At 63.2% G+C, this 26,017-nt stretch carries 30 protein-coding genes; 29 read left to right on the top strand and 1 reads right to left on the bottom strand.

What is annotated here, in order from left to right:
• Positions 1 to 81 precede the first annotated feature (81 nt).
• From rpoC to AC0L3X_RS10150, 3 genes are all read left to right on the top strand, one after another.
• Entirely contained in the window at positions 82 to 4,278 is a 4,197-nt protein-coding gene (gene rpoC, locus AC0L3X_RS10140; RefSeq protein ID WP_071912831.1) for a DNA-directed RNA polymerase subunit beta', read from the top strand.
• Between the two features lie 192 nt (positions 4,279 to 4,470).
• The gene (locus tag AC0L3X_RS10145) at positions 4,471 to 6,534 is read left to right on the top strand and encodes an FAD-dependent oxidoreductase (RefSeq protein WP_283016855.1); all 2,064 of its coding nucleotides are present in this window, start codon (positions 4,471 to 4,473) and stop codon (positions 6,532 to 6,534) included.
• A gap of 132 nt (positions 6,535 to 6,666) precedes the next feature.
• On the top strand, positions 6,667 to 8,700 hold the full coding sequence (locus tag AC0L3X_RS10150; protein ID WP_283016854.1) for an ABC transporter ATP-binding protein: 2,034 nt from the start codon (positions 6,667 to 6,669) through the stop codon (positions 8,698 to 8,700).
• Here AC0L3X_RS10150 and AC0L3X_RS10155 read toward each other — a convergent pair.
• On the bottom strand, positions 8,613 to 9,866 hold the full coding sequence (locus AC0L3X_RS10155) for an FAD-dependent oxidoreductase (protein WP_283016853.1): 1,254 nt from the start codon (positions 9,864 to 9,866) through the stop codon (positions 8,613 to 8,615). The genes AC0L3X_RS10150 and AC0L3X_RS10155 overlap by 88 nt on opposite strands.
• A gap of 683 nt (positions 9,867 to 10,549) precedes the next feature.
• Here AC0L3X_RS10155 and rpsL point away from each other — a divergent pair.
• From rpsL to secY, 26 genes are all read left to right on the top strand, one after another.
• Positions 10,550 to 10,921 carry a 30S ribosomal protein S12 gene (rpsL, locus tag AC0L3X_RS10160; protein WP_007603006.1) on the top strand — a complete coding sequence of 124 codons (372 nt, stop codon included), beginning with the start codon at positions 10,550 to 10,552 and terminating at the stop codon, positions 10,919 to 10,921.
• A gap of 15 nt (positions 10,922 to 10,936) precedes the next feature.
• Positions 10,937 to 11,407, top strand: coding sequence for a 30S ribosomal protein S7 (gene rpsG / locus AC0L3X_RS10165; RefSeq protein ID WP_063982575.1), 471 nt, complete (start codon positions 10,937 to 10,939; stop codon positions 11,405 to 11,407).
• A gap of 30 nt (positions 11,408 to 11,437) precedes the next feature.
• The gene (gene fusA, locus AC0L3X_RS10170; RefSeq protein ID WP_071912837.1) at positions 11,438 to 13,510 is read left to right on the top strand and encodes an elongation factor G; all 2,073 of its coding nucleotides are present in this window, start codon (positions 11,438 to 11,440) and stop codon (positions 13,508 to 13,510) included.
• Between the two features lie 40 nt (positions 13,511 to 13,550).
• Complete coding sequence (gene tuf / locus AC0L3X_RS10175; RefSeq protein WP_063982577.1) at positions 13,551 to 14,741, top strand: elongation factor Tu; 1,191 nt, start codon at positions 13,551 to 13,553, stop codon at positions 14,739 to 14,741.
• A gap of 84 nt (positions 14,742 to 14,825) precedes the next feature.
• On the top strand, positions 14,826 to 15,134 hold the full coding sequence (gene rpsJ / locus AC0L3X_RS10180; RefSeq protein WP_002712302.1) for a 30S ribosomal protein S10: 309 nt from the start codon (positions 14,826 to 14,828) through the stop codon (positions 15,132 to 15,134).
• Positions 15,135 to 15,187: 53 nt separating this feature from the next.
• Positions 15,188 to 15,901 (top strand): 50S ribosomal protein L3, encoded by a 714-nt coding sequence (rplC, locus tag AC0L3X_RS10185; RefSeq protein WP_063982578.1) that lies wholly within the window; start codon positions 15,188 to 15,190, stop codon positions 15,899 to 15,901.
• Position 15,902: 1 nt separating this feature from the next.
• A complete protein-coding gene (gene rplD, locus AC0L3X_RS10190) occupies positions 15,903 to 16,523 on the top strand; it encodes a 50S ribosomal protein L4 (protein ID WP_011088150.1) in 621 nt (206 codons plus the stop codon).
• The gene (locus AC0L3X_RS10195) at positions 16,520 to 16,822 is read left to right on the top strand and encodes a 50S ribosomal protein L23 (protein ID WP_007603019.1); all 303 of its coding nucleotides are present in this window, start codon (positions 16,520 to 16,522) and stop codon (positions 16,820 to 16,822) included. Before rplD ends, AC0L3X_RS10195 begins: the two co-directional genes overlap by 4 nt.
• A 12-nt stretch (positions 16,823 to 16,834) precedes the next feature.
• Positions 16,835 to 17,668 carry a 50S ribosomal protein L2 gene (gene rplB / locus AC0L3X_RS10200; RefSeq protein WP_028152985.1) on the top strand — a complete coding sequence of 278 codons (834 nt, stop codon included), beginning with the start codon at positions 16,835 to 16,837 and terminating at the stop codon, positions 17,666 to 17,668.
• 12 nt (positions 17,669 to 17,680) lie between these two features.
• Positions 17,681 to 17,959: a 30S ribosomal protein S19 gene (gene rpsS / locus AC0L3X_RS10205; RefSeq protein ID WP_008136357.1), complete on the top strand. Its 279-nt coding sequence runs from the start codon at positions 17,681 to 17,683 to the stop codon at positions 17,957 to 17,959.
• A gap of 10 nt (positions 17,960 to 17,969) precedes the next feature.
• A complete protein-coding gene (gene rplV / locus AC0L3X_RS10210) occupies positions 17,970 to 18,359 on the top strand; it encodes a 50S ribosomal protein L22 (protein ID WP_011088147.1) in 390 nt (129 codons plus the stop codon).
• An 18-nt stretch (positions 18,360 to 18,377) separates the two neighbouring features.
• Positions 18,378 to 19,103, top strand: a complete 726-nt coding sequence (gene rpsC, locus AC0L3X_RS10215; RefSeq protein ID WP_063982580.1) for a 30S ribosomal protein S3 — start codon at positions 18,378 to 18,380, stop codon at positions 19,101 to 19,103.
• 32 nt (positions 19,104 to 19,135) lie between these two features.
• Complete coding sequence (gene rplP, locus AC0L3X_RS10220; protein WP_063982581.1) at positions 19,136 to 19,549, top strand: 50S ribosomal protein L16; 414 nt, start codon at positions 19,136 to 19,138, stop codon at positions 19,547 to 19,549.
• Between the two features lie 5 nt (positions 19,550 to 19,554).
• Entirely contained in the window at positions 19,555 to 19,761 is a 207-nt protein-coding gene (rpmC, locus tag AC0L3X_RS10225; protein ID WP_063986292.1) for a 50S ribosomal protein L29, read from the top strand.
• Between the two features lie 13 nt (positions 19,762 to 19,774).
• Positions 19,775 to 20,023, top strand: a complete 249-nt coding sequence (gene rpsQ / locus AC0L3X_RS10230; RefSeq protein ID WP_063982582.1) for a 30S ribosomal protein S17 — start codon at positions 19,775 to 19,777, stop codon at positions 20,021 to 20,023.
• A gap of 84 nt (positions 20,024 to 20,107) precedes the next feature.
• The gene (gene rplN, locus AC0L3X_RS10235) at positions 20,108 to 20,476 is read left to right on the top strand and encodes a 50S ribosomal protein L14 (protein ID WP_007603030.1); all 369 of its coding nucleotides are present in this window, start codon (positions 20,108 to 20,110) and stop codon (positions 20,474 to 20,476) included.
• Complete coding sequence (gene rplX, locus AC0L3X_RS10240) at positions 20,476 to 20,790, top strand: 50S ribosomal protein L24 (RefSeq protein ID WP_063982583.1); 315 nt, start codon at positions 20,476 to 20,478, stop codon at positions 20,788 to 20,790. Before rplN ends, rplX begins: the two co-directional genes overlap by 1 nt.
• On the top strand, positions 20,783 to 21,340 hold the full coding sequence (gene rplE, locus AC0L3X_RS10245; protein ID WP_063982584.1) for a 50S ribosomal protein L5: 558 nt from the start codon (positions 20,783 to 20,785) through the stop codon (positions 21,338 to 21,340). The genes rplX and rplE overlap by 8 nt, the downstream gene beginning before the upstream one ends.
• A gap of 46 nt (positions 21,341 to 21,386) precedes the next feature.
• The gene (gene rpsN, locus AC0L3X_RS10250; RefSeq protein WP_063982585.1) at positions 21,387 to 21,692 is read left to right on the top strand and encodes a 30S ribosomal protein S14; all 306 of its coding nucleotides are present in this window, start codon (positions 21,387 to 21,389) and stop codon (positions 21,690 to 21,692) included.
• 14 nt (positions 21,693 to 21,706) lie between these two features.
• On the top strand, positions 21,707 to 22,105 hold the full coding sequence (gene rpsH, locus AC0L3X_RS10255; protein WP_008136338.1) for a 30S ribosomal protein S8: 399 nt from the start codon (positions 21,707 to 21,709) through the stop codon (positions 22,103 to 22,105).
• A gap of 16 nt (positions 22,106 to 22,121) precedes the next feature.
• Positions 22,122 to 22,655 carry a 50S ribosomal protein L6 gene (gene rplF / locus AC0L3X_RS10260; RefSeq protein ID WP_063982587.1) on the top strand — a complete coding sequence of 178 codons (534 nt, stop codon included), beginning with the start codon at positions 22,122 to 22,124 and terminating at the stop codon, positions 22,653 to 22,655.
• 11 nt (positions 22,656 to 22,666) lie between these two features.
• Positions 22,667 to 23,029 (top strand): 50S ribosomal protein L18, encoded by a 363-nt coding sequence (gene rplR, locus AC0L3X_RS10265; protein WP_007603036.1) that lies wholly within the window; start codon positions 22,667 to 22,669, stop codon positions 23,027 to 23,029.
• 44 nt (positions 23,030 to 23,073) lie between these two features.
• Positions 23,074 to 23,664: a 30S ribosomal protein S5 gene (gene rpsE / locus AC0L3X_RS10270; RefSeq protein ID WP_283016852.1), complete on the top strand. Its 591-nt coding sequence runs from the start codon at positions 23,074 to 23,076 to the stop codon at positions 23,662 to 23,664.
• A 25-nt stretch (positions 23,665 to 23,689) separates the two neighbouring features.
• Positions 23,690 to 23,884, top strand: a complete 195-nt coding sequence (gene rpmD, locus AC0L3X_RS10275; RefSeq protein WP_011088137.1) for a 50S ribosomal protein L30 — start codon at positions 23,690 to 23,692, stop codon at positions 23,882 to 23,884.
• 75 nt (positions 23,885 to 23,959) lie between these two features.
• Positions 23,960 to 24,445, top strand: coding sequence for a 50S ribosomal protein L15 (rplO, locus tag AC0L3X_RS10280; protein ID WP_014494508.1), 486 nt, complete (start codon positions 23,960 to 23,962; stop codon positions 24,443 to 24,445).
• 148 nt (positions 24,446 to 24,593) lie between these two features.
• A complete protein-coding gene (secY, locus tag AC0L3X_RS10285) occupies positions 24,594 to 25,925 on the top strand; it encodes a preprotein translocase subunit SecY (RefSeq protein ID WP_071912844.1) in 1,332 nt (443 codons plus the stop codon).
• Positions 25,926 to 26,017: the final 92 nt, after the last annotated feature.

The raw sequence follows: 26,017 nt of genomic DNA on the forward strand, positions 1-26,017 counted from the left end.
CGAGGCCTTGAGGGCAGGGCGCCCCGATTGAGTGATTTTCGAATTTGCGGCCGTAGGCGACCGGCACGCGAGGAGAAGACGATGAACCAAGAAATTATGAATCTCTTCAACCCGACGACTCCGGCTCAGGTCTTCGACCAGATCCGGATTTCGATCGCGTCTCCTGAGAAGATTCTGTCCTGGTCCTACGGCGAGATCAAGAAGCCGGAGACCATCAACTACCGTACCTTCAAGCCCGAGCGCGACGGCCTGTTCTGCGCCCGCATCTTCGGGCCGATCAAGGACTACGAGTGCTTGTGCGGCAAGTACAAGCGCATGAAGTACAAGGGCATCATCTGCGAGAAGTGCTCGGTCGAGGTCACGCTGTCGCGCGTCCGGCGCGAGCGCATGGGCCATATCGAGCTCGCAGCCCCCGTCGCGCACATCTGGTTCCTGAAGTCGCTGCCCTCGCGCATCGGCCTTCTGCTGGACATGACGCTGAAGGATCTCGAGCGGATCCTCTATTTCGAATATTACGTCGTGCTCGAGCCGGGTCTCACCGCGCTGAAGGACCGTCAGCTCTTGTCGGAAGACGAGTATCTGAAGGCACAGGACGAGTACGGCCAGGATTCCTTCACCGCCATGATCGGCGCGGAAGCGATCCGCGAGCTGCTCAAGGGCATGGACCTCGAGAAGCTCGAAGCCACCTTGCGCCTCGAGATGCAGGAGACCGACTCCGACATCAAGCACAAGAAGCTCGCCAAGCGCCTGAAGATCGTGGAAGCGTTCCGCCACTCCGGCAACAAGCCGGAATGGATGATCATGACCGTGGTTCCGGTGATCCCGCCGGACCTGCGTCCGCTGGTGCCGCTGGACGGCGGCCGCTTCGCGACCTCGGACCTCAACGACCTCTACCGCCGCGTCATCAACCGCAACAACCGCTTGAAGCGGCTGATGGAGCTGCGCGCGCCGGACATCATCATCCGCAACGAGAAGCGCATGCTTCAGGAAGCGGTCGATGCGCTGTTCGACAACGGCCGCCGCGGCCGCGTCATCACGGGCGCCAACAAGCGTCCGCTGAAGTCGCTCGCCGACATGCTCAAGGGCAAGCAGGGTCGCTTCCGTCAGAACCTGCTCGGCAAGCGCGTCGACTATTCGGGCCGTTCGGTGATCGTGGTCGGTCCCGAGCTGCGCCTGCATCAGTGCGGCCTGCCGAAGAAGATGGCGCTCGAGCTGTTCAAGCCGTTCATCTACTCGCGGCTTGACGCCAAGGGCCTGTCCACCACCGTGAAGCAGGCGAAGAAGCTGGTCGAGAAGGAGCGGCCCGAGGTCTGGGACATCCTGGACGAGGTCATCCGCGAGCATCCGGTGCTGCTCAACCGCGCACCGACGCTGCATCGTCTCGGCATCCAGGCGTTCGAGCCCGTGCTGATCGAGGGCAAGGCGATCCAGCTGCATCCGCTGGTCTGCGCCGCGTTCAACGCCGACTTCGACGGCGACCAGATGGCCGTGCACGTTCCGCTGTCGCTCGAGGCGCAGCTGGAAGCGCGCGTCCTGATGATGTCGACCAACAACATCCTGCATCCGGCGAACGGCCAGCCGATCATCGTGCCGTCGCAGGACATCGTGCTCGGTCTCTACTACGTCTCGATCATGCGTGAAGGCCTGCCCGGCGAGGGCAAGATCTTCGGCGACATGGCCGAGCTCGAGCACGCGCTGCACGCGAAGGTCATCCACCTCCACACCAAGATCAAGTATCGGTGGCAGGGCATGGACGAGACCGGCAAGGTCTCGACGCGCTGGATCGAGACCACCGCGGGTCGCGTCATGCTCGGCAACCTGCTGCCGAAGAACCCGCGGATTTCGTACGAGATCATCAACAAGCTGATGACCAAGCGCGAAATCTCGGGCGTGATCGACCAAGTCTACCGTCACTGCGGCCAGAAGGAGACTGTGATCTTCTGCGACCGCATCATGGCGCTCGGCTTCTACAACGCGTTCAAGGCCGGCATCTCGTTCGGCAAGGACGACATGGTCGTGCCGCACTCCAAGTGGAAGATCGTCGACACCACCCGTACGCTGGCGAAGGATTTCGAGCAGCAGTACAACGACGGTCTGATCACCCATGGCGAGAAGTACAACAAGGTCGTCGACGCCTGGTCGAAGGCCACGGAAGAAATCGCCAAGGCGATGATGAAGGAGATCTCCTCGACCAAGAAGACGGCGAGCGGGGCGGATGCCGACATCAACTCGATCTACATGATGGCTCACTCCGGTGCCCGCGGTTCGCCGGCCCAGATGCGCCAGCTCGCCGGCATGCGCGGCCTGATGGCCAAGCCGTCGGGTGAGATCATCGAGACGCCGATCATCTCGAACTTCAAGGAAGGCCTCTCGGTGCTCGAGTACTTCAACTCGACCCACGGTGCCCGTAAGGGCCTCGCGGACACCGCGTTGAAGACCGCGAACTCGGGCTACCTGACCCGTCGTCTCGTCGACGTGGCGCAGGACTGCATCATCACGCAGAACGACTGCGGCACCAAGCTCGGCATCAAGATGCGCGCCATCGTCGATGCCGGCACCGTGGTTGCCTCGCTCGGCTCGCGCATCCTCGGCCGTACGGCCTGCGAAGACGTGCGTGACAGCTCGGGCAAGGTGATCATCAAGCGCGGTACGCTGATGGAAGAGAGCCATCTGGATGCCATCCACCAGGGTGGCGTGCAGGAGGTGAAGATCCGCTCGGCACTGACCTGCGAGCTCGTCAACGGCATCTGCGGCATGTGCTACGGCCGCGACCTCGCCCGCGGCACGCCGGTCAACCACGGTGAAGCCGTCGGCGTCATCGCGGCGCAGTCGATCGGCGAGCCCGGCACCCAGCTGACCATGCGCACCTTCCACATCGGTGGTGCGGCGCAGCTCAACGAGCAGTCGTTCGTCGAATCCAACTTCGACGGCAAGATCGTGATCCGGAACAAGGCCATCGCCCGCAACAGCGAAGGTCACCTGGTCGCGATGGTCCGCAACATGGTGATCGCGATCGTCGATGCCGACGGCACCGAGCGTGCGACGCACCGTATCCAGTACGGTTCGCGCCTGCACGTCGACGAGGGCGACACCGTCAAGCGCGGCCAGCGCATCGTCGAGTGGGATCCCTACACCCGTCCGCTGCTCACCGAAGTCGAAGGTACCATCGGCTTCGAGGATCTGGTCGAGGGGCAGTCGATCTCGGAAACGCTCGACGAGGCCACCGGTATCGCCAAGCGCGTGGTCATCGACTGGCGCTCGACCCGCGGCGGCGCGGACCTCCGTCCGGCCATCGTGGTCAAGGGCAAGGACGGCAAGGTGCTCAAGCTCGCCCGTGGCGGCGATGCCCGCTACATGCTGTCGGTCGACGCCATTCTCTCGGTCGACGTCGGAGCCAAGGTCAATACGGGCGACATCCTCGCCCGTGTCTCGACCGAAAGCGCCAAGACGCGTGACATCACCGGCGGTCTGCCGCGGGTGGCGGAACTGTTCGAGGCACGGCGTCCGAAGGATGCGGCGATCATCGCCGAAATCTCGGGCACCATCCGGTTCGGACGCGACTACAAGAACAAGCGTCGCATCTCGATCGAGCCGATGGACAAGACCGACGAGGCACGCGAGTACCTGATCCCGAAGGGCAAGCACATCCACCTTCAGGACGGCGACGTCGTCGAAAAGGGCGACTTCATCGTCGAAGGCAACCCGGCGCCGCACGACATCCTGGCGGTCAAGGGCATCGAGGAGCTCGCGGCCTATCTGGTCAACGAGATCCAGGAGGTCTACCGGCTCCAGGGCGTGCTCATCAACGACAAGCACATCGAGGTGATTGTCCGTCAGATGCTCCAGAAGGTGGAAGTCACCGACCAGGGCGACACGGACATGATCTCCGGCGAGCAGGTCGACAAGATCGAGTTCGACGCGCTCAACGAGAAGGCGAAGGAAGAGGGCAAGAAGATCGCTACGGGAACGCCGGTTCTGCTCGGCATCACCAAGGCGAGCCTTCAGACCCGCTCCTTCTTCTCGGCGGCCTCGTTCCAGGAGACCACCCGCGTCCTCACGGAAGCGGCGGTCAACGGCAAGGTCGATCCGCTCGAAGGCCTCAAGGAGAACGTCATCGTCGGCCGGTTGATCCCGGCGGGCACCGGCGCCTCCATGGCCAAGATCCGCGAAGTCGCGATGAAGCGCGACAAGCTGATCCTGGACGAGCGCGAGAAGCAGGCGGCCGTCGTGTCGCCCGCGCCGGAAGCGGAGCTTCCTGCGCTGCCTCCTGCGGAATAATGCTTCATCCGTAGGAATACCGAGGACAATGAAAAGGCCGGCGCAAGCCGGCCTTTTTGCTGCTTTGTTTGCCTGTTGCGGTGCAGGATCAACCTTTGTTCATCTTTCCTTCAGGCGCAAAAGCGCTTCTGCTAAGGGAAGTTAGACCGGTGGTCCCGTGACGGGGGCAGGGCCGGAGACCACGGAACTCATATGCTTGATCTCGCAATCGTAGGCGGCGGCCCCGGCGGGCTGATGAGCGCCTGGTACTTGAAGCGTAAGCTCGGCGACCTCTGCCGCATCACCATCTACGAGGCCTCCGACCGGCTCGGCGGCAAGATCGTCACGCGCAAATTCGATTCCGCGCCGGCGATGTACGAGGCCGGCGTTGCCGAGATCTACGACTACTCGATGACGGGTCCCGATCCGCTGCGCGAGCTGATCCAGCATTTCGGACTTCAGACCATTCCGATGGACGCCGAGCAGGTGCAGTTCGGCGGCGAGCTCCTCAACGACGTCGCGGGCATGCGCCGCAAATACGGCGCCAAGACTGCGGCTGCGATCGAGGCGTTCCGGAACCGCTGCGCCGAGGCGATGACGCCGATCGAATATTACGAGGGCGTCGGCGCGCACGACAACGAGAATCCCTGGGCCTACAAGACCGCCGAGCAGGTGCTCGACGAGGAAGTCGAGGACGAAACCGCAAAGCGTTTCTTCAAGGTGATGGCGCGCTCCGACATCGCGACCGAAAGCCACAACACCAACGGGCTCAACGCGCTCAAGAACTACCTGATGGATGTCGACGGCTATATCGGCCTCTATTCCATACAGAACGGCAACGAGCAGCTGATCGAGTGCCTGCAGTCGGAGGTCAACGCCGACATCCAACTCAATCACCGCGTGCTCACCGTCGGCAAGGCGCCGACCGGCCGCTACCAGCTGAAGATGATGAACGGCAAGGGGCCGGAGACGCGCGACTTCGACCTCGTGCTGGTCTGCCTGCCGCATTCGTGGCTCGCGACGATGGGCTGGGAAGGCGAGCAGCTCCGCAAGTCGATGGTCAAGCACGTCTCGTATTTCGATCGTCCCGCGCACTATCTGCGCGTCTCGATCCTGTTCGACACGCCGTTCTGGGGCGAGAAGATTTCTGGCGCCTGGTTCATGTCGGAAGCCTTCGGCGGCTGCTGCGTCTACAACGAGGGCGCGCGCCATGACGTTGGCAAGCACGGCGTGCTGAACTGGCTGATTCCCGGCTCCGACGCGCTGGCCTTCGCCAATTTGTCGGATCAGGAGCTGATCGACGCCGCACTGAAATCGCTGCCCGCCTCGCTCGGCGATGCGCGTTCGCATTTCGTGGAAGGCAAGATCCACCGCTGGCTGTCGTCGGTGAACGCCATCCCCGGCGGTCTGCCCGTGCGCGACGTCATGACCAATCACCGGCCGGAGCCGAAGGAGCATCCCGGCATCGTGGTGGTCGGCGATTATCTGTTCGACTCCACGCTGAACGGTCTGCTCGACTCCTCGGACGCGGCGACCGACATCATCCTGACCGAGATGATGCGCCTGCGCCGCGAGCGCGGACAGGAGGAGGGCGAGCCGGTCTCGGACAAGATCGACCGCGACTATTTCGAGAACTATCGCGGCCTCGGTCCCTACAGCGAAGCTTGGCGCCACTTCACCGATCCCGATTATCTCACCAAGCTGATCGGCATCGTCTGGGGCAAGGCCAAGGGCGCCAAGCTGCTGGTCGCGGGCTCGGCCAGCGGCGAATTGGTCGGCGCGCTGCGCGATCGCGGCATCGATGCCTTCGGCATCGAGAACAACCGCGCCATCCACGCCAGGACGCCGAAGGCGCTGAAGAAGTACAACAAGCTCGGCTCGATCACCGACATGCCGTTCAAGGACGGCGCCTTCGACTTCGTGTTCGAGACCAGCCTCTGCCATGTTTCCCCGAAGCAGGTGGTCCGCGCGATCCGCGAACTGAACCGCGTGGTCAAGACCGGCCTCGTGTTCGGCTCGATCACCTCGGACATGGCTTCAGTGGTGATCGACCGCTACGACCTGCTGCGCGGCGTCAAGAAGCTCGGCACCTGGTGGGAATGGTCCGAGCTGTTCTTCGGCAACGGCTTTGACCTGTCGATGCATCGCAAGGACTGCACCGACGCGCTCTGGGAGGCGACGCTTGCCGCCAACAAGGGCCCGGGCCAGTGGTACGCCGACGCCGACAGCCTGCGTTATTCCTTCTTCGACAAGGTCGAGGATGAGGACGACGACTAGAGACAGGATCGGACCGGCGTAGCCAATTGCTTTGCCGAATTCGTCATGATCGCATAGAATCGGTGCGATAGCGGTTGCCGCTATTTCCTGCTTTCTCCGCGGTCATGCCGGCCGTCAGCATCGGTTGGTTTCATGGCGTCCAAGCCCCTCCCGCCCGACAAACAGAAACTCGCCACGGAAGAGGCGGCCGAGCTCGACGACAAGCTTGTCCCCGTCAAGGCGGACCTCGAAGACGACGAGGACGACGAAGACGAGGAGGATGACGAGCTGGAGCTCGACGACGACGATGAGGACGAGGAGCTCGTCGTCTTTACCGCGCGCGAGGCCGCAGGCGCGCTCGCGACCATCCTGGGTTTCGTCAAGCCGTTCCTGTCCAACTACAAGCGGATGCTGTCATTCGTGGCGTTCGGCGTCTGCGTCGAGACGCTGTTCAACGTCATCATGCCGCTCAGCCTGAAGTACCTGATCGACGACGCGCTCGGCGAGGAGGATTTCCAGGCGCTCTACAAGATCCTCGGCGTGCTCGCGGTCGCCGGCATCTTCACCTCGATCGTGGCGGTCTGGTACGAGCGCTGGGACGCCAGGCTGGCTGCCTGCATCATCTCCGATGTCCGCAAGCGCCTGTTCGAGCATGTCCAGGACCTGCCGGCGGCCTATTTCGGCCGCACCAAGCGCGGCGAGATACTGTCGCGCTTTTCCGTCGACCTTTCGGCCTTCGAGGGCTCGGTCAAGACCTTCGCCAACAGTGCGGCGCTGCCGTTCCTGGAATTGATCGCCGGCATCATCCTGATGTTGTTCCTGAACTGGCAGCTCGCCGCGGTCGCGCTGCTGGTGTTCCCGATCACGCTGATCGGGCCGCGCATCCTCACCCCGAAGGCGGTGCAGGCCAATTACGAGCAGAAGCAGAACGAGAGCGCGCTGCTCGGCATGGTGCAGGAGAACGTGGCCGCGCAGGCCGTGATCAAGGCGTTCAGCCTGCAACGCAAGATGTTCGGCTTCTTCAGCTTCCGCAACGACGAGACCCGCCGCAAGATCGCTTCGGCTGCGTTCCTGTCGACCATGGTGGAGCGGACGGTCACCATTTCGGTGCTGCTGCTGCACCTCGTCGTGCTCGCGATCGGCGCGTATCTGGCGACCAAGGGCCAGATCACCATCGGCACCTTCGTCACCTTCGAGAGCGCGTTCTGGGAGGTCTCCTACAACATCGCCCACGTGATGCACTTCATCCCGGTGTCGATCTCCTCGGCCGCCGCGATCCGCCACATGCAGGAGCTGCTGGACGAGCCGACGCGCGGCGCCGATCGTCCCGGCGCGCCCGATCTGCCGCGCATCACCAACGACATCACCTTCGACCACGTGACGTTCCAGTACGAAGGCAGCCAGACGCCGGTGCTGGACAATCTCAGCCTCAAGCTCAACGCCGGCAAGCGCATCGCCATCGTCGGCCCCTCGGGCTCCGGCAAGAGCACGCTGCTCAATTTGATCCTGCGGCTGTACGTGCCCAACGAGGGGCGCGTCGCCATCGACGGCGTCGACGTCCGCAAGGTGACACTGGATTCGCTGCGCCGGAGCATGGCGGTGGTGTTCCAGGAGAACATGCTGTTCAACATGTCGATTCGCGAGAACATCCGGCTCGGCAAGGAAGGCGCGACCGACGAGGAGGTGGAGGACGCTGCCAAGAAGGCCGAGATCCACCGCTACATCATGAGCCTGCCGCAGCGCTACGACACGCCGGTCGGCGAGCGCGGCGATACGCTGTCGGGCGGCCAGCGCCAGCGCATCGCGATTGCGCGCGCGGTCATCCGTAACCCTTCCGTGCTGCTGCTGGACGAAGCCACCTCGGCGCTCGACCAGACCACCGAGGCCGCGATCAACCGCACGCTGCTGAAGGTCGCGAAGGGGCGCACCATGATCTGGTCGACCCATCGCCTGACCTCCGTGGTCGAGATGGACGAGATCATCGTGATCTCAGGGGGCAGGGCGATCGAGCGCGGCTCGCATGCCGAGCTGCTCGCCAGGAACGGCACCTATCGCAAGCTGTGGAACGACCAGATCCACCAGCCGCATGGCGCTGTGGCTCAGGCCGATGACGACAGCGACGATGACGACGAGGATGAAGACGACCTCGACGAGGATGATGAGGACGAGGACGACGAGGAGGCGTGACCGAGGAAGTTCGGCTCCAGATGAATTGCTCCTCCGAGCGGCCGCATCAAGCCTTGAACTGACCAAGCGATGAAGCGCGCCCAGCGCTGCGCGGTCCAGTAGGGACTCGTCGCGGTCGAGACGGAGCGGAACTCGAACGCTTTCGCCGCCGACCATTCGTCGCAGGCCCGCTTGACCGGATCGGCGTAGAAGCCTGCGATCTTGTCCGTATCCATCCCGTCGGAGGTAAGCCACTCCGGGATATGGACGTTGCAGAGCCGCTCGACGTCGGTGAAGACCTTGTCACAGCCGGTGCCGGCGGCGGGGCAGGAGGTCGAGAACGCATCGCCCACCAGCACGAGGCCGGGCTGGCCGCTTGCGTCGTTCACATAGAGGTCGATCGGACGGATCTTGATCTCGCCGGCGATGTCGAAGGCGCCGGTGATGCGCTTGAGCCGGGGCAGGGCGGCGTTCAGCGTCTCGGCTGGCGCGCGGCGCAATTCGCGCAGCCATGGGTCGTCGAAGCCGCGATAGACGAACAGATTGGCGCGCATCCGCGGACCGGTCGGAAACAGTGTGATGTAGGGGATTCGGTCGCTCGGCCGTTCCGAGAAATAGGTCAGCGCCGGGAAGTCGAACGAATTCCGCCCCGCCGGCACCACGTCGAACCCGATCGAGATCGAATGGCAGGCGCTGATGACTTTTCGCGCGATGCCGAGCTGGTGGCGCAGGCCGACGTTCAGGCCATTGGCCAGCACGACCAGCCGGGCCGAGATCGTCTCCTCATTGGAGAGCGTGATCTTTTGCCGCTCCGGGCTCGTCGAGAGCGAGACCGCCTTTGCACAGATGCGCTCGACGCCAGCAGGGATCTCGTCGCGGACGGCGTTGACGAGCGAATCGTAGAGGATGTTGAACTGCCGACTCGGCGCCTTGTCGAGCAACCGGCCGAATCGAGCGATCCAGTTTTCGCCGGCAAAAGTCGCGCGGCGCAGCACCGATTCTCCGATTCCGGTCTTCAGGAATCGCTCGACCTGGACGTGACCACTGAGTTTTTCGACTCGAAAGTCCGCCGGATAGCTCTCATGCGGGTCGATCAGCACCGTCGAAATGCCGGCGCGGCCGAGCATTGCGGCGGCGGTCGAGCCGGACAATCCCCCGCCGATAATGGCAATGTCGGTGTAGCGCATGGTGCAAATCTCTGCCGCAGGCGGCAGATTGACGCATCAACAGGAAAAAAAGCCTTAGTAAGGGTTATAAAAGTACATTTAGCCCGGGTATAAATGGTTTTTGGGCTGGCGGAACAGGCGTCCGGTCCCCATATCCGGCAGGCGCGGAGAGTGCGGGTAAACAACGATTTCGTCAGGTGGCAGAAGCGTTTTCTGACTGTCGTTTCACCTTGACTTGGCCGACTCTCACTTATAGAAAGCGCCTCACTTAACGACAGGCGGTGAGCATCGCCAGCGTCGGAACGGGCCACCCGTTGATCTCCAGGGATCGGATCCTCAGGGATCGCTAAGACGGGCACCAACCTCGACGAATGCCGCTCAAACGCTGTCGATCATAGCTAGGCAATGCCAGTGCGATTTTAGGTCTCTTGAGCTCGTTCTCTTGAGATCGAATTCGGATGCATGACCTCGGTGCGCGGGCCGTAGCTTTATGCTGATTGGCCTGAAACTGCGGTCCTCTGTGGCGTCGTAACGCTTTCCGCTCGGTGATGGAGCGGTTGGCGCAATTTCGCTTTGTGCGGATTGTTCCGTGCGAGGCGACCTCGTCGGGCGGGTGGCCCGAAAAGAATTGCGGATCCGGCAACGGGCCGCGCCAAGACAGCGGACCCGGAAGGGGCCGCGGCAGAACAAAGGGTAAGGCCAGGATGCCGACGATCAACCAGCTGATCGCTCAACCGCGTGAAGTGCAGAAGTCGCGCAAGAAGGTGCCGGCGCTGCAGCAGTCGCCGCAGAAGCGTGGTGTTTGCACCCGCGTCTACACCACGACCCCGAAGAAGCCGAACTCGGCGCTTCGTAAGGTCGCCAAGGTGCGCCTGACGAACGGCTTCGAGGTGATCGGCTACATCCCCGGCGAAGGTCATAACCTCCAGGAGCACTCGGTGGTCATGATCCGCGGCGGCCGCGTCAAGGACTTGCCCGGCGTGCGCTACCACATCCTCCGCGGCGTTCTGGATACCCAGGGCGTCAAGAACCGTAAGCAGCGTCGTTCGAAGTACGGCGCGAAGCGTCCGAAGTAAGCGGGAACCAGCTCAATGTCTCGTCGCCACTCAGCGGAAAAGCGCGAAGTTCTTCCCGATCCGAAGTTCGGGAACATCATCGTCACGAAGTTCATGAACTCGGTGATGTACGCCGGCAAGAAGTCGGTCGCCGAAGGCATCGTCTACGGTGCGTTCGGCATCATCGAAGCCAAGACCAAGCAGAGCCCCCTCGGCGTGTTCGAGCAGGCACTCGAGAACGTCATGCCGACGATCGAAGTGCGCTCCCGCCGCGTCGGCGGCGCGACCTACCAGGTTCCGGTCGAAGTTCGTTCGGTGCGCCGTCAGGCGCTGGGCATTCGCTGGCTGATCTCGGCCGCGCGCGATCGCAACGAGAAGACGATGACCGAGCGGCTCTCGGCTGAGCTGCTCGACGCCTCGAACAACCGCGGCAACGCCGTCAAGAAGCGCGAAGACGTGCACCGGATGGCGGAAGCCAACCGCGCCTTCTCGCACTATCGCTGGTAACGGCGAAACACGGAATCTAAGGATCAACCCATGCCTCGCGTTCATGCCATAGAGAACTACCGCAATTTCGGTATCATGGCGCATATCGATGCCGGCAAGACCACGACCACCGAGCGCATCCTCTATTACACCGGCAAGAGCCACAAGATCGGCGAAGTGCACGAGGGTGCCGCGACGATGGACTGGATGGAGCAGGAGCAGGAGCGTGGCATCACGATCACCTCGGCTGCGACCACCGCGTTCTGGGCCGGCAAGCGCCTGAACATCATCGACACCCCCGGCCACGTCGACTTCACCATTGAAGTCGAGCGTTCGCTGCGCGTGCTCGACGGCGCCGTCTGCGTGCTCGACTCGAACCAGGGCGTCGAGCCCCAGACCGAGACCGTCTGGCGCCAGGGCGACAAGTACAAGGTTCCGCGCATCGTCTTCGCCAACAAGATGGACAAGACGGGTGCCGACTTCTTCAAGTGTCTGGCCGACATCGTTGACCGCCTCGGCGCCAAGCCGATCGCGATCCAGCTTCCGATCGGTGCCGAGAACAACTTCAAGGGTCTCGTCGACCTCGTGAAGATGCAGGGCATCATCTGGAACGACGAATCGCTCGGCGCGAAGTTCGACTATGTCGACATCCCGGAAGATATGGTCGAGCAGGCCAAGGAATACCGCGAGAAGATGGTGGAAGCCGCCGTCGAGCTCGACGATGACGCATTGGCCGCCTTCCTCGACGGCAACGAGCCGGACGAAGCGACGCTGAAGCGGCTGATCCGCAAGGCGGTGCTGACCGGCGCGTTCTATCCCGTGCTGTGCGGCTCGGCCTTCAAGAACAAGGGCGTGCAGCCGCTGCTCGACGCCGTCGTCGACTATCTGCCGTCGCCGATCGACGTGCCCGCGATCAAGGGCACCGACGACCGCGGCAACGAGGTCGTGCGCAAGGCCGACGACAAGGAGCCGCTCGCGCTGCTCGCGTTCAAGATCATGGACGACCCGTTCGTCGGCACCATCACCTTCTGCCGCATCTACTCCGGCGTCCTGCAGAGCGGCACCGGTGTCGTGAACTCGACGCGCGAGAAGAAGGAGCGCATCGGGCGCATGCTGCTGATGCATGCGAACAACCGCGAGGACATCAAGGAAGCCTATGCCGGCGACATCGTCGCGCTGGCCGGCCTGAAGGAAGCGCGCACCGGTGACACGCTGTGCGATCCCGACAAGCAGGTGATCCTGGAGAAGATGGAATTCCCCGAGCCGGTCATCGAGATCGCGATCGAGCCGAAGTCCAAGGCCGACCAGGAAAAGCTGGGCGTGGCGCTGGCGAAGCTCGCCGCGGAGGATCCGTCCTTCCGCGTGTCGACCGACCAGGAGTCCGGCCAGACCATCCTCAAGGGCATGGGCGAACTCCATCTCGACATCAAGGTCGACATCCTCAGGCGTACCTACAAGGTCGACGCCAACATCGGCGCGCCGCAGGTTGCGTTCCGTGAGCGCGTCACCAAGAAGGCCGAGGTCAAGTACACCCACAAGAAGCAGACCGGCGGTACCGGTCAGTTCGCGGAAGTGTCGATCGTGGTCGAGCCGAACGAGCCCGGCAAGGGCTACGAGTTCGAGTCCAAGATCGTCGGCGGTGCGGTTCCGAAGGAATACATCCCCGGCGTCGAAAAGGGCCTCAACAGCGTGATGAGCTCTGGTGTCGTCGCGGGCTTCCCCGTGGTCGACGTCAAGGTTCAGCTCGTCGACGGCAAGTACCACGACGTCGACTCGTCGGCGCTCGCCTTCGAAATCGCATCGCGCGCGGCATTCCGCGAAGCGCTGCAGAAGGGCAAGTCCGTCCTGCTCGAGCCGATCATGAAGGTCGAAGTGGTGACCCCGGAAGATTACACCGGCTCGGTCATCGGCGACCTGAATTCCCGGCGCGGTCAGATCCAGGGTCAGGACATGCGCGGCAACGCCAACGTCATCAACGCGATGGTGCCGCTCATGAACATGTTCGGGTACGTGAACAACCTGCGCTCGATGAGCCAGGGTCGCGCGACCTTCACCATGCAGTTCGACCACTACGCAGAAGCGCCGGCCAATGTGTCGGCAGAAGTCCAGAAGAAGTTTGCCTGATTGTCGTCGGTCTCGAACTGACGATTGAACGGAGAGTCAAATGGCCAAAGCAAAGTTTGAACGTAACAAACCGCACTGTAACATCGGCACCATCGGTCACGTCGACCATGGCAAGACGTCGTTGACGGCTGCGATCACCAAGATCCTCGCCGAGACCGGCGGTGCGACGTTCACGGCGTACGACCAGATCGACAAGGCGCCGGAAGAGAAGGCGCGCGGCATCACGATCTCGACCGCCCACGTCGAGTACGAGACCAAGAACCGCCACTACGCCCACGTCGACTGCCCCGGCCACGCCGACTACGTGAAGAACATGATCACCGGCGCCGCCCAGATGGACGGTGCGATCCTGGTCGTGTCGGCTGCTGACGGCCCGATGCCGCAGACCCGCGAGCACATCCTGCTCGCCCGCCAGGTCGGCGTGCCCGCGCTCGTCGTGTTCCTCAACAAGTGCGACATGGTCGACGATCCGGAACTCCTCGAGCTCGTCGAGCTCGAAGTCCGCGAGCTGCTCTCGAAGTACGACTTCCCGGGCGACAAGATCCCGATCATCAAGGGTTCGGCGCTCGCCGCTCTCGAAGATTCCGACAAGAAGCTCGGCCATGACGCCATCCTCGAGCTGATGAAGAATGTCGACGAGTACATTCCGCAGCCGGAGCGTCCGGTCGACCAGCCCTTCCTGATGCCGGTTGAAGACGTGTTCTCGATCTCGGGCCGCGGCACCGTCGTGACCGGCCGTGTCGAGCGCGGCATCGTCAAGGTCGGCGAGGAAATCGAGATCGTCGGTCTGCGCGCCACGCAGAAGACCACGGTCACGGGCGTCGAAATGTTCCGCAAGCTGCTCGATCAGGGCCAGGCCGGCGACAACATCGGTGCGCTGCTCCGCGGCACCAAGCGCGAGGACGTCGAGCGCGGCCAGGTGCTGTGCAAGCCGGGTTCGGTCAAGCCGCACACCAAGTTCAAGGCTGAGGCCTACATCCTCACCAAGGAAGAGGGCGGCCGCCACACCCCGTTCTTCACCAACTACCGTCCGCAGTTCTACTTCCGCACCACCGACGTGACCGGTGTCGTGCATCTGCCGGAAGGCACCGAGATGGTGATGCCGGGCGACAACATCGCGATGGAAGTGCACCTGATCGTGCCGATCGCGATGGAAGAGAAGCTCCGCTTCGCGATCCGCGAAGGTGGCCGCACCGTCGGCGCCGGCGTCGTCGCCTCGATCATCGAGTAATTACGAGAATAGGGATTGGCGCGTAGCGAGTGTGACATTCGCTATTCGCTATTCGCCACCCCCCACTAAAGAGAGACCACGGCAATGAACGGCCAAAACATTCGTATCCGTCTCAAGGCGTTCGACCATCGTATCCTCGATACGTCGACCCGCGAGATCGTGAACACGGCGAAGCGCACCGGCGCGCAGGTCCGCGGACCCATTCCGCTGCCCACCCGCATCGAGAAGTTCACCGTCAACCGTTCGCCGCACGTCGACAAGAAGAGCCGCGAGCAGTTCGAGATGCGCACTCACAAGCGCCTGCTCGACATCGTCGATCCGACCCCGCAGACCGTCGATGCTTTGATGAAGCTCGACCTGGCCGCCGGTGTCGACGTCGAGATCAAGCTCTAAGATTTTTGGATCACGTTCGCGACTAGCGGACAGAAAGAACAGGAAGCACGCCGATGCGCTCCGGAGTGATCGCACAAAAGGTCGGGATGACGCGGGTCTTTACAGAGGCCGGCGAACATATCCCCGTGACCGTGCTGAAGCTCGGCAATTGCCAGGTCGTAGGCCACCGCACTGAAGAGAAGAACGGTTACGTCGCGCTCCAGCTTGGTTCTGGCAGCCGCAAGACCGTGTACATGCCCAAGGCAGAGCGCGGCCAGTTCGCGGTCGCCAAGGTCGAGCCGAAGCGGCAGGTCGAGGAATTCCGCGTCTCCGCGGATGCCATGATCCCCGTTGGCGCCGAGATCCTTGCCGATCATTTCGTCGTCGGCCAGTTCGTCGACGTCACCGGCACCTCGGTCGGTAAGGGCTTCGCCGGCGGTATGAAGCGCTGGAACTTCGGCGGTCTGCGCGCCACCCACGGTGTGTCGGTCTCGCACCGCTCGATCGGTTCGACCGGTGGCCGTCAGGACCCCGGCAAGACCTGGAAGAACAAGAAGATGCCCGGCCACATGGGTGTCGACCGCATCACCACGCTCAACCTTCGAGTCGTTCAGCTCGATGTCGAGCGCGGCCTGATCCTCGTCGAAGGTGCCGTTCCCGGCTCCAAGGGCGGCTGGATCCGCGTGCGCGACGCTGTCAAGAAGCCGCTGCCGAAGGATGCTCCGAAGCCCGGCAAGTTCAAGGTTGCTGGCGAAGCGGACGCTGCTCCGGCTGCGCAGGAGGCGTGAGATGGAATTGAAGGTCACGACCCTCGAAGGTAAGGAAGCCGGCTCGGTCCAGCTTTCCGACGCCATTTTCGGCCTCGAGCCGCGCCAGGACATCATTGCGCGTTGCGTGCAGTGGCAGCTCAACAAGCGTCAGGCCGGCACTCACAAGGCCAAGGGCCGCGCCGAGATCTGGCGCACCGGCAAGAAGATGTACAAGCAGAAGGGCACCGGCGGTGCTCGTCACGGCTCGGCCCGCGTGCCGCAGTTCCGCGGCGGTGGCCGTGCCTTCGGTCCGGTGGTGCGTTCGCACGCCACCGACCTGCCGAAGAAGGTCCGCGCGCTTGCCCTCAAGCATGCGCTGTCGGCCAAGGCCAAGGACGGCGATCTGCTGGTGATTGACAAGGCCGCGCTGGAAGCCGCCAAGACCAAGGCTCTGCTCGGCCACTTCTCGGGCCTCGGCTTGACCAACGCGCTGATCATCGACGGCGCCGAGCTCAACAACGGCTTTGCCGCTGCGGCTCGCAATATCCCGAACATGGACGTGCTGCCGATCCAAGGCATCAACGTCTATGACATCCTGCGCCGTCAGAAGCTCGTTCTGACCAAGGCCGCCATCGATGCGCTGGAGGCGCGCTTCAAATGACGAAGAACATCGAGCCTCGCCACTACGACGTGATCTTGTCGCCGGTCGTGACCGAAAAGGCGACGATCGCCTCGGAGCACAACAAGGTCCTGTTCAAGGTGGCCGCGAAGGCGACCAAGCCGCAGATCAAGGAAGCGATCGAGAAGCTGTTCGACGTCAAGGTCAAGAGCGTCAACACGCTGGTCCGCAAGGGCAAGACCAAGATCTTCCGCGGCAATCTCGGCTCGCAGTCGAACAGCAAGCGCGCGATCGTGACCCTCGAAGAGGGCCACCGGATCGACGTGACCACCGGTCTGTAAGGTCGTACGACGATGGCACTGAAAAAATTCAATCCCACGACGCCGGGCCAGCGCCAGCTGGTCATGGTCGATCGTTCGGCCCTCTACAAGGGCAAGCCGGTCAAGGCGCTCACCGAAGGCAAGCACTCCTCGGGCGGCCGCAACAACACCGGTCGCATCACCGTGCGCTTCCGCGGCGGCGGTCACAAGCAGACGCTGCGCATCGTCGACTTCAAGCGCGACAAGGTCGATGCGCCCGCGACGGTCGAGCGGCTGGAATACGATCCGAACCGCACCGCGTTCATCGCGCTGGTCAAATACGAAGACGGCACCCAGGCCTATATCCTGGCGCCGCAGCGCCTTGCCGTCGGTGATTCCGTGGTTGCCGGCAACTATGTCGACGTGAAGCCGGGCAACGTCATGCCGCTCGGCAACATGCCGGTCGGCACGATCATCCATAACATCGAGGTCAAGATCGGGAAGGGCGGCCAGCTCGCTCGTTCCGCCGGCACCTACGCCCAGCTCGTCGGCCGCGACCACGACTACGTGATCATCCGCCTGAACTCGGGCGAGCAGCGCCTGGTGCACGGCCGTTGCCGCGGCACGATCGGCGCGGTGTCGAACCCGGATCACATGAACACCTCGATCGGCAAGGCCGGCCGCAACCGTTGGCTGGGCCGCAAGCCGCATAACCGCGGTGTCTCGATGAACCCGATCGACCATCCGCACGGCGGTGGTGAAGGTCGGACCTCGGGCGGTCGCCACCCGGTCACCCCGTGGGGCAAGCCGACCAAGGGCAAGAAGACCCGCAGCAACAAGTCGACCAACAAATTCATTCTCCTAAGCCGCCACAAGCGGAAGAAGTAAGGAACGCCGGACATGGTTCGTTCAGTCTGGAAAGGCCCGTTCGTCGAGGGTTCTCTGCTCAAGAAGGCAGATGCCGCCCGTGCGTCCGGCCGTCACGACGTCATCAAGATCTGGAGCCGTCGCTCGACGATCCTGCCGCAGTTCGTCGGCCTGACCTTCGGTGTCTACAACGGTCAGAAGCACGTACCGGTTGCCGTCAACGAGGAAATGGTCGGTCACAAGTTCGGCGAGTTCTCGCCGACCCGGACCTTCCATGGCCACTCCGGCGACAAGAAAGCCAAGAAGGCTTGAGGATTAAACGATGAGCAAACCTAAGCGCGAACGGAGCCTCGCCGAGAACGAGGCCAAGGCGGTCGCCCGGATGCTGCGGGTGAGCCCGCAGAAGCTCAACCTGGTCGCCCAGCTCATTCGCGGCCGGAAGGCAGCTGCTGCGCTCGCCGACCTGCAGTTTTCGCGCAAGCGGATCGCGGTTGACGTGAAGAAGTGCCTGGAATCGGCTATCGCCAATGCCGAGAACAACCACGACCTCGACGTCGACGATCTCGTCGTGGCGCAGGCCTTCGTCGGCAACGGCCTCGTGATGAAGCGCTTTGCCGCCCGCGGCCGTGGCCGCTCGGGCCGTGTCTACAAACCATTTTCGCAGCTGACGATCATTGTTCGTCAGGTCGAAGCCGAAGCAGCAGCGGCTTAAGGGTCGCAGGAGAAAACGATGGGTCAAAAGATCAATCCAATCGGTCTGCGTCTCGGCATCAACCGGACCTGGGATTCCCGCTGGTTCGCCGGCAAGCAGGAATACGGCAAGCTGCTGCACGAGGACGTCAAGATCCGCGAGATCCTGCACAAGGAGCTCAAGCAGGCGGCCGTCGCCCGCATCGTGATCGAGCGTCCGCACAAGAAGTGCCGCGTCACCATCCACTCGGCTCGTCCGGGCGTGGTGATCGGCAAGAAGGGCGCCGACATCGACAAGCTTCGCAAGAAGGTCGCGGACATCACCTCGTCCGACGTCGTCATCAACATCGTCGAGATCCGCAAGCCGGAGCTCGATGCGACGCTGGTGGCCGAGTCGATCGCGCAGCAGCTCGAGCGCCGCGTGGCGTTCCGCCGTGCCATGAAGCGCGCCGTGCAGTCGGCGATGCGTCTCGGCGCGGAAGGCATCCGCATCAACTGCTCGGGTCGCCTGGGCGGCGCGGAAATCGCGCGCATGGAGTGGTACCGCGAAGGTCGCGTGCCGCTGCACACGCTGCGCGCCGACATCGACTACGGCGTTGCGACCGCGTTCACGACCTTCGGCACCTGCGGTGTCAAGGTCTGGATCTTCAAGGGCGAGATCCTCGAGCACGATCCGATGGCCCAGGACAAGAGAATGGCCGAAGGCGAGACCGGCGGCGGTGGTGATCGCGGTGGCCGTGGGCGCCGTGACAACGCTGCGGCCTGACGCCAGCACAGAGAATTTGAGGGCTTGAAGCCATGATGCAACCTAAGAAAACGAAGTTCCGGAAGGCGCATAAGGGCCGTATCCACGGCGTTGCGTCTTCGGGTGCGACGTTGGCCTTCGGCCAGTTCGGCCTGAAGGCGACCGAGCCGGAGCGCGTTACCGCGCGCCAGATCGAAGCCGCTCGCCGCGCGCTGACCCGCCACATGAAGCGCGCCGGCCGCGTCTGGATCCGCGTGTTCCCCGACGTTCCGGTGTCGAAGAAGCCGGCCGAAGTCCGCATGGGCTCCGGCAAGGGTGCTCCGGAACTGTGGGTCGCGCGCGTCAAGCCCGGCCGGGTGCTGTTCGAGATCGACGGCGTCAACACCCAGACGGCGCGTGAAGCGCTGACCCTGGCGGCCGCCAAGCTGCCGATCAAGACGCGCTTCGTCGAGCGCATTGCGGAGTAATGGCCATGGCCCAGATGAAGATCGAAGACATCCGTGCATTGAGCCCTGATCAGCAGGATGACGCCATCCTGAATCTGAAGAAGGAGCGCTTCAACCTGCGCTTCCAGCGCGCCACCGGGCAGCTCGAGAACACCTCGCGCCTGCGCGAGGCTCGCCGTGACATCGCCCGCATCAAGACCGTCGCCGCGCAGAAGCGCGCGAAAGAGAAGTAAGGGGCTTACGAATATGCCGAAACGTACTTTGCAAGGCGTGGTCGTCAGCGACAAGACTGCCAAGACCGTTGTGGTGCGCGTCGATCGCCGCTTCACGCACCCGATCTACAAGAAGACGATCCGCCGTTCGAAGAACTACCACGCGCACGACGAGGACAACCAGTTCAAGCCGGGCGACATGGTGTGGATCGAGGAAACCAAGCCGATTTCGAAGTTGAAGCGCTGGATCGTGATCCGGGGCGAACACAAGAAAAGCGCCTGATCTGTTGGCTTTAGCCGACTGACTTCAGGAAAATGTTGAGCGCCGGCTGGGCTGGCGCAAGAGAGAAGAGGACGAGGTGCATCAATGATTCAGATGCAGACCAACCTCGACGTGGCCGACAATTCTGGCGCACGCCGTGTCATGTGTATCAAGGTGCTCGGAGGCTCCAAGCGCCGCTACGCCACGATCGGCGACATCATCGTCGTCTCGATCAAGGAAGCGATTCCGCGTGGCAAGGTGAAGAAGGGCGACGTGATGAAGGCCGTCGTGGTGCGCGTCCGCAAGGACATCCGCCGCGCCGACGGTTCGGTCATCCGCTTCGACCGCAACGCCGCCGTTCTGATCAACAACCAGTCCGAGCCGGTCGGCACCCGTATCTTCGGGCCCGTGCCGCGCGAGCTGCGCGCGAAGAACCACATGAAGATCATCTCGCTCGCGCCGGAGGTGCTGTGATGGCTGCGAAGATCCGCAAGGGCGACAAGGTCGTCGTGCTGACCGGTCGCGACAAGGGTCGCACCGGCGAAGTGTTCGAGGTTCGCCCGGACGCCGGCACGGCGCTGGTGCGCGGTATCAACATGGTCAAGCGTCATCAGAAGCAGACGCAGGCCCAGGAGGGCGGCATCATCTCGAAGGAGTCGCCGATCCAACTGTCCAACATCGCGTTCGTCGGCAAGGATGGAAAGCCGACCCGCGTCGGATTCAAGATTCTGGCGGACGGCAAGAAGGTCCGCATCGCCAAGAGCTCGGGAGCTGAGATCGATGGCTGAGGTCGCTTACACGCCGCGCCTGCGCGCGGAATATGACGCGAAGATCCGGACGGAAATGACCGAGAAGTTCGGTTATGAGAACGTCATGCAGGTTCCGCGTCTGGACAAGGTCGTGCTGAACATGGGCGTTGGCGACTCCGTCAACGACCGTAAGAAGGCCGAGAACGCCGCCGCTGAATTGACGCTGATCGCCGGCCAGAAGGCGATCGTGACCTATTCGCGTATCGCGATCGCGACCTTCAAGCTGCGTGAGAACCAGCCGATCGGCTGCAAGGTCACGCTGCGCAAGGCCCGCATGTACGAGTTCATCGATCGCCTGGTGACGGTCGCGCTGCCGCGCGTCCGCGACTTCCGCGGCCTGAACCCGAAGAGCTTCGACGGCCGCGGCAACTACTCGCTCGGCCTCAAGGAACACATCATTTTCCCCGAGATCGACTTCGACAAGGTCACGGAAGCCCGCGGTATGGACATCACCGTCTGCACCACGGCCAAGACCGACGACGAGGCGAGGGCCTTGTTGACCGCTTTCAATTTCCCGTTCCGGCAGTGAGACGCTGACCTAAAGCCTCTCAAACGCGGATACCCAGGAGCCAAGCATGGCAAAGAAGAGTTCAGTCGAGAAGAACAACCGGCGCAAGCGGATGGCGAAGAACGCCGCCCCGAAGCGCGAGCGGTTGAAGGCGATCATCGCCGACAAGACGCTGCCGATGGAGGAGCGGTTCGCCGCCACCCTGAAGCTTGCGGAAATGCCGCGCAACTCGTCGGCGACCCGCATCCGTCTGCGTTGCGAGCTGTCGGGCCGTTCGCGCTCGAACTACCGCAAGACCAAACTGTCTCGCATCGCGATGCGCGACCTTGGCTCCAAGGGCATGGTCCCGGGCCTCGTGAAGTCCAGCTGGTAAGGAGGGTCGTTTAGATGTCTACGCACGATCCAATCAGCGATCTGATCACCCGTATCCGCAACGCGCAGATGCGCTCCAAGAGCAAGGTCTCGACGCCTGGTTCGAAGATGCGCGAGAATGTGCTCGAAGTGCTCAAGACCGAGGGCTACATCCGCGGTTACGCCACGCTCGAGCACTCCTCGGGCCGCAGTGAGATCGAGATCGAGCTGAAGTATTTCGACGGCGAGCCCGTCATCCGCGAGATCGAACGAGTCTCCAAGCCCGGGCGTCGTGTTTACGCCTCGGTGAAGGCTCTGCCGCGGGTCAACAACGGGCTCGGCATTTCGGTGTTGTCGACGCCGAAGGGGATCATGGCCGACCACAGCGCGCGCGAAGCGAATGTGGGCGGCGAAGTTCTCTTCACGGTGTTCTGAGAAGGATTGTTGATCCATGTCACGTGTTGGCAAAAGGCCTGTGGCGGTTCCGTCGGGTGTGACCGCGACCGTCGACGGGCAGACCGTCAAGATGAAGGGGCCCAAGGGCCAGCTTCAGTTCGTCGTCCATAACGACGTCGAGGTGAAGCTCGAGAACGGCCAGGTCAAGGTGAACCCGCGGGTCGAGACCAACCGCGCGCGGGCGCTGTACGGTACCGCTCGCGCCCAGGTCGCGAATCTGGTCGAAGGCGTCACCAAGGGCTTTGAGAAGAAGCTCGAAATCACCGGTGTCGGTTACCGCGCCGCGATGCAGGGCAAGAACCTGCAGCTCGCGCTCGGTTACAGCCACGACGTGGTCTACGCGATCCCGGAAGGGATCACGATCACCGTGCCGAAGCCGACTGAGATCACGGTGACCGGCAGCGACATCCAGCGTGTCGGCCAGGTCGCCGCCGAGATTCGCTCCTATCGTCCGCCGGAGCCCTACAAGGGCAAGGGCGTGAAGTATGTTGGCGAATTCATCTTCCGCAAGGAAGGCAAGAAGAAGTAACGGAGCCGGTCATGTCCAAAGCCAAGGTTACCAATGCCCGGCGCAAGCGGAGTGTGCGGCTGAAGCTGCGCCGCTCCGGTGGCGGTCGTCCGCGTCTGTCGGTGTTTCGCTCGTCCAAGCACATCTACGCCCAGGTCATCGACGACCTGAAGGGCGAGACGCTGGCCTCTGCCTCGTCGCTCGAGAAGTCGATGCGCGACGGCGGCAAGACCGGCGCCGACATCGATGCGGCGAAGGCGGTCGGCAAGCTGCTGGCCGAGCGCGCCGCCGAGAAGGGCGTCAAGGAAGTCGTGTTCGATCGCGGCAGCTACCTCTACCACGGGCGCGTCAAGGCACTGGCCGACGCTGCGCGTGAGAGCGGGCTGAGCTTCTAACAGAATTTGAGGATTGAGGCGCAAGCCTCTGAAGGATTGGAAAAATGGCAGAACGCGAACAACGTGGTGGACGCGATCAACGCGGCGGCGGCGGACGTGACCGCCGGGAAGAGCGCGACAGCGAGTTCGTCGACAAGCTCGTCCACATCAATCGCGTGGCAAAGGTCGTCAAGGGCGGCAAGCGCTTCGGTTTCGCAGCGCTGGTCGTGATCGGCGACCAGAAGGGCCGCGCCGGCTTCGGTCACGGCAAGGCGCGCGAAGTGCCTGAGGCGATCCGCAAGGCGACTGAATCCGCTAAGCGCAACCTGACCCGCGTGTCGCTGCGCGAGGGCCGTACGCTTCATCACGACATCGCCGGCCGTCATGGCGCGGGCCGTGTCTACCTGCGTGCTGCTCCGGCCGGTACCGGCATCATCGCCGGCGGCCCGATGCGCGCCGTGTTCGAGACGCTCGGCGTCCAGGACGTGGTCGCGAAGTCGATCGGCTCGTCGAACCCCTACAACATGGTTCGCGCAACCTTCGACGCGCTGAAGCATCAGGATTCGCCGCGTTCGGTCGCAGCCCGCCGCAATATCAAGGTGTCCACCCTCCAGTCCCGCCGTATCGGCGGTGACGCCGAGGCGGCTGCCGACTAACGGAAGCTTTTCGGAGTAGACTCCCATGGCCAAGGCAGCAAAGACGATCAAGCTCGAGCAGACCGGCAGCGCGATCCGCCGCCATCACTCGCAGCGTTCGACGCTGATCGGACTCAAGCTCAACAAGATCGGCCGCACCAGCGAACTGCCGGACACCCCGGCGGTTCGTGGCATGATCGAGAAGGTTCACCATCTCGTTCGCATCGTCGACGAGAAGTAAGCAAAGGCGCAGGATCCCGAAAAGCGGGCACCCGTTTTCGGTGAAGATCATGCGCAAGAAACAAGGAGCAGGGCGATGAAGCTCAGCGATATCGCCGACAACGCCGGCTCGCGCAAGAAGCGTATGCGCGTCGGCCGTGGCATTGGTTCGGGCAAAGGCAAGCAGTCCGGCCGCGGTGGTAAGGGCCAGACCGCGCGTTCGGGCGTGCGCATCAAGGGTTTCGAAGGCGGCCAGATGCCGATGCATCGCCGTCTGCCGAAGCGCGGCTTCAACAACATCTTCCGCGTCGAGTTCGCCGAGATCAATCTCGACCGGCTCCAGGAAGCGGTCGATGCCAAGAAGATCGACGCCGGCAGCGTCGTGAACGTCGAGGCCCTGGTGAAGGGCGGCGTGCTGCGCCGCGCCAAGGCCGGCGTGCGGCTGCTCGGCCGCGGTGAGCTCAAGTCCAAGCTCAACATCGAAGTGCACGGCGCCACGAAGACCGCGATCGCCGCGGTCGAGAAGGCCGGCGGTTCTGTGAAGATCCTCGCCCCTGCCAAGGAAGAAGGCGAGGCGGCGTAACAACTGCGTCATTGGCCCGCGGCTCGCGGGCCTTTACGCGTGTGGGACGTGGACTTATCGAAGCCGAGCCCCAGATAATGTCCGGCGTCCGCTAGAGTAGCCCGGCCGCGGGCATGACGGCGCAATAGGCGGCGGGAGAAAGTCCAAGATGGCCTCTGCAGCGGAACAACTGGCAGCCAATCTCAATTTCGGTGCGTTTGCCAAGGCTGACGAACTGAAGAAGCGCATCTGGTTCACCCTGGGTGCGCTGCTCGTTTATCGGCTCGGGACCTACATCCCGCTTCCAGGCATCGATCCCAACATCTGGGAACAGGTGTTCCGCTCCCAGGCGGGCGGCATCCTCGGCATGTTCAACATGTTCGCCGGCGGCGGTATCCACCGCATGGCGATCTTCGCGCTGAACATCATGCCGTATATCTCGGCCTCGATCATCATCCAGCTCCTCACCACCGTCTCGCCGCAGCTCGAGGCGCTGAAGAAGGAAGGTGAGTCCGGCCGCAAGCTATTGAACCAGTACACCCGCTATCTCACCGTGATCCTGGCCGCGTTCCAGTCCTACGGCATCGCGGTGGGCCTCGAGGGCGCCGGCAACGTCGTCAGCGACCCCGGCATGTTCTTCCGCCTGTCCACGGCGATCACGCTGACCGGTGGCACCATGTTCCTGATGTGGCTGGGTGAGCAGATCACCTCGCGCGGCATCGGTAACGGTATCTCGCTGATCATTCTCGCCGGCATCGTCGCCGAGCTGCCCGCGGCGCTCGCCAACATGCTCGAGCTCGGCCGTCAGGGCGCCATGTCGACCGGCCTGATCCTGGTCGTCATCATCATGGCGGTCGCCGTGATCGCCTTCATCGTGTTCATGGAGCGCGCGCAGCGCCGGCTGCTGATCCAGTATCCGAAGCGCCAGGTCGGCAACAAGATGTTCGAGGGCCAGTCCTCGCATCTGCCGCTCAAGCTCAACACCTCGGGCGTGATCCCGCCGATCTTCGCGTCCTCGCTGCTGCTGCTGCCGACCACGGTTGCCAACTTCAACGCCGGCAGCGGGCCGGAATGGTTCCAGTGGATCACGACCCAGCTCGGCCACGGCCGTCCGCTGTTCCTGATCATGTATCTCGCGCTGATCGTGTTCTTCGCGTTCTTCTACACCGCGATCGTGTTCAACCCGACCGAGACCGCGGACAATCTGAAGAAGCATGGTGGCTTCATTCCGGGCATCCGTCCGGGCGAGCGCACCGCGGAGTATATCGACTACGTGCTGTCGCGCATCACCGTGCTCGGCGCTGTTTATCTGGCGATCGTCTGCTTGATCCCGGAAATCCTGATCTCCTACGCCTCGGTGCCGTTCTACTTCGGCGGCACTTCGCTGCTGATCGTCGTCAGCGTCACCATGGACACGGTGGCGCAGGTGCAGGGCTATCTGCTGGCGCATCAGTATGAGGGCTTGATCCGGAAGTCGAAGCTGCGCGGCCGCCGCCGCTAGGCGCGGCGTTCCCCGAGGGCGGCGCGACAGCGCCGCCGATTCGCCGCGCGAGCAACGCGCGGCGCCCGCCGAGGCGACCAGTCAGCCATTCC

This window comes from Bradyrhizobium sp. MI1.7 (assembly GCF_055811795.1).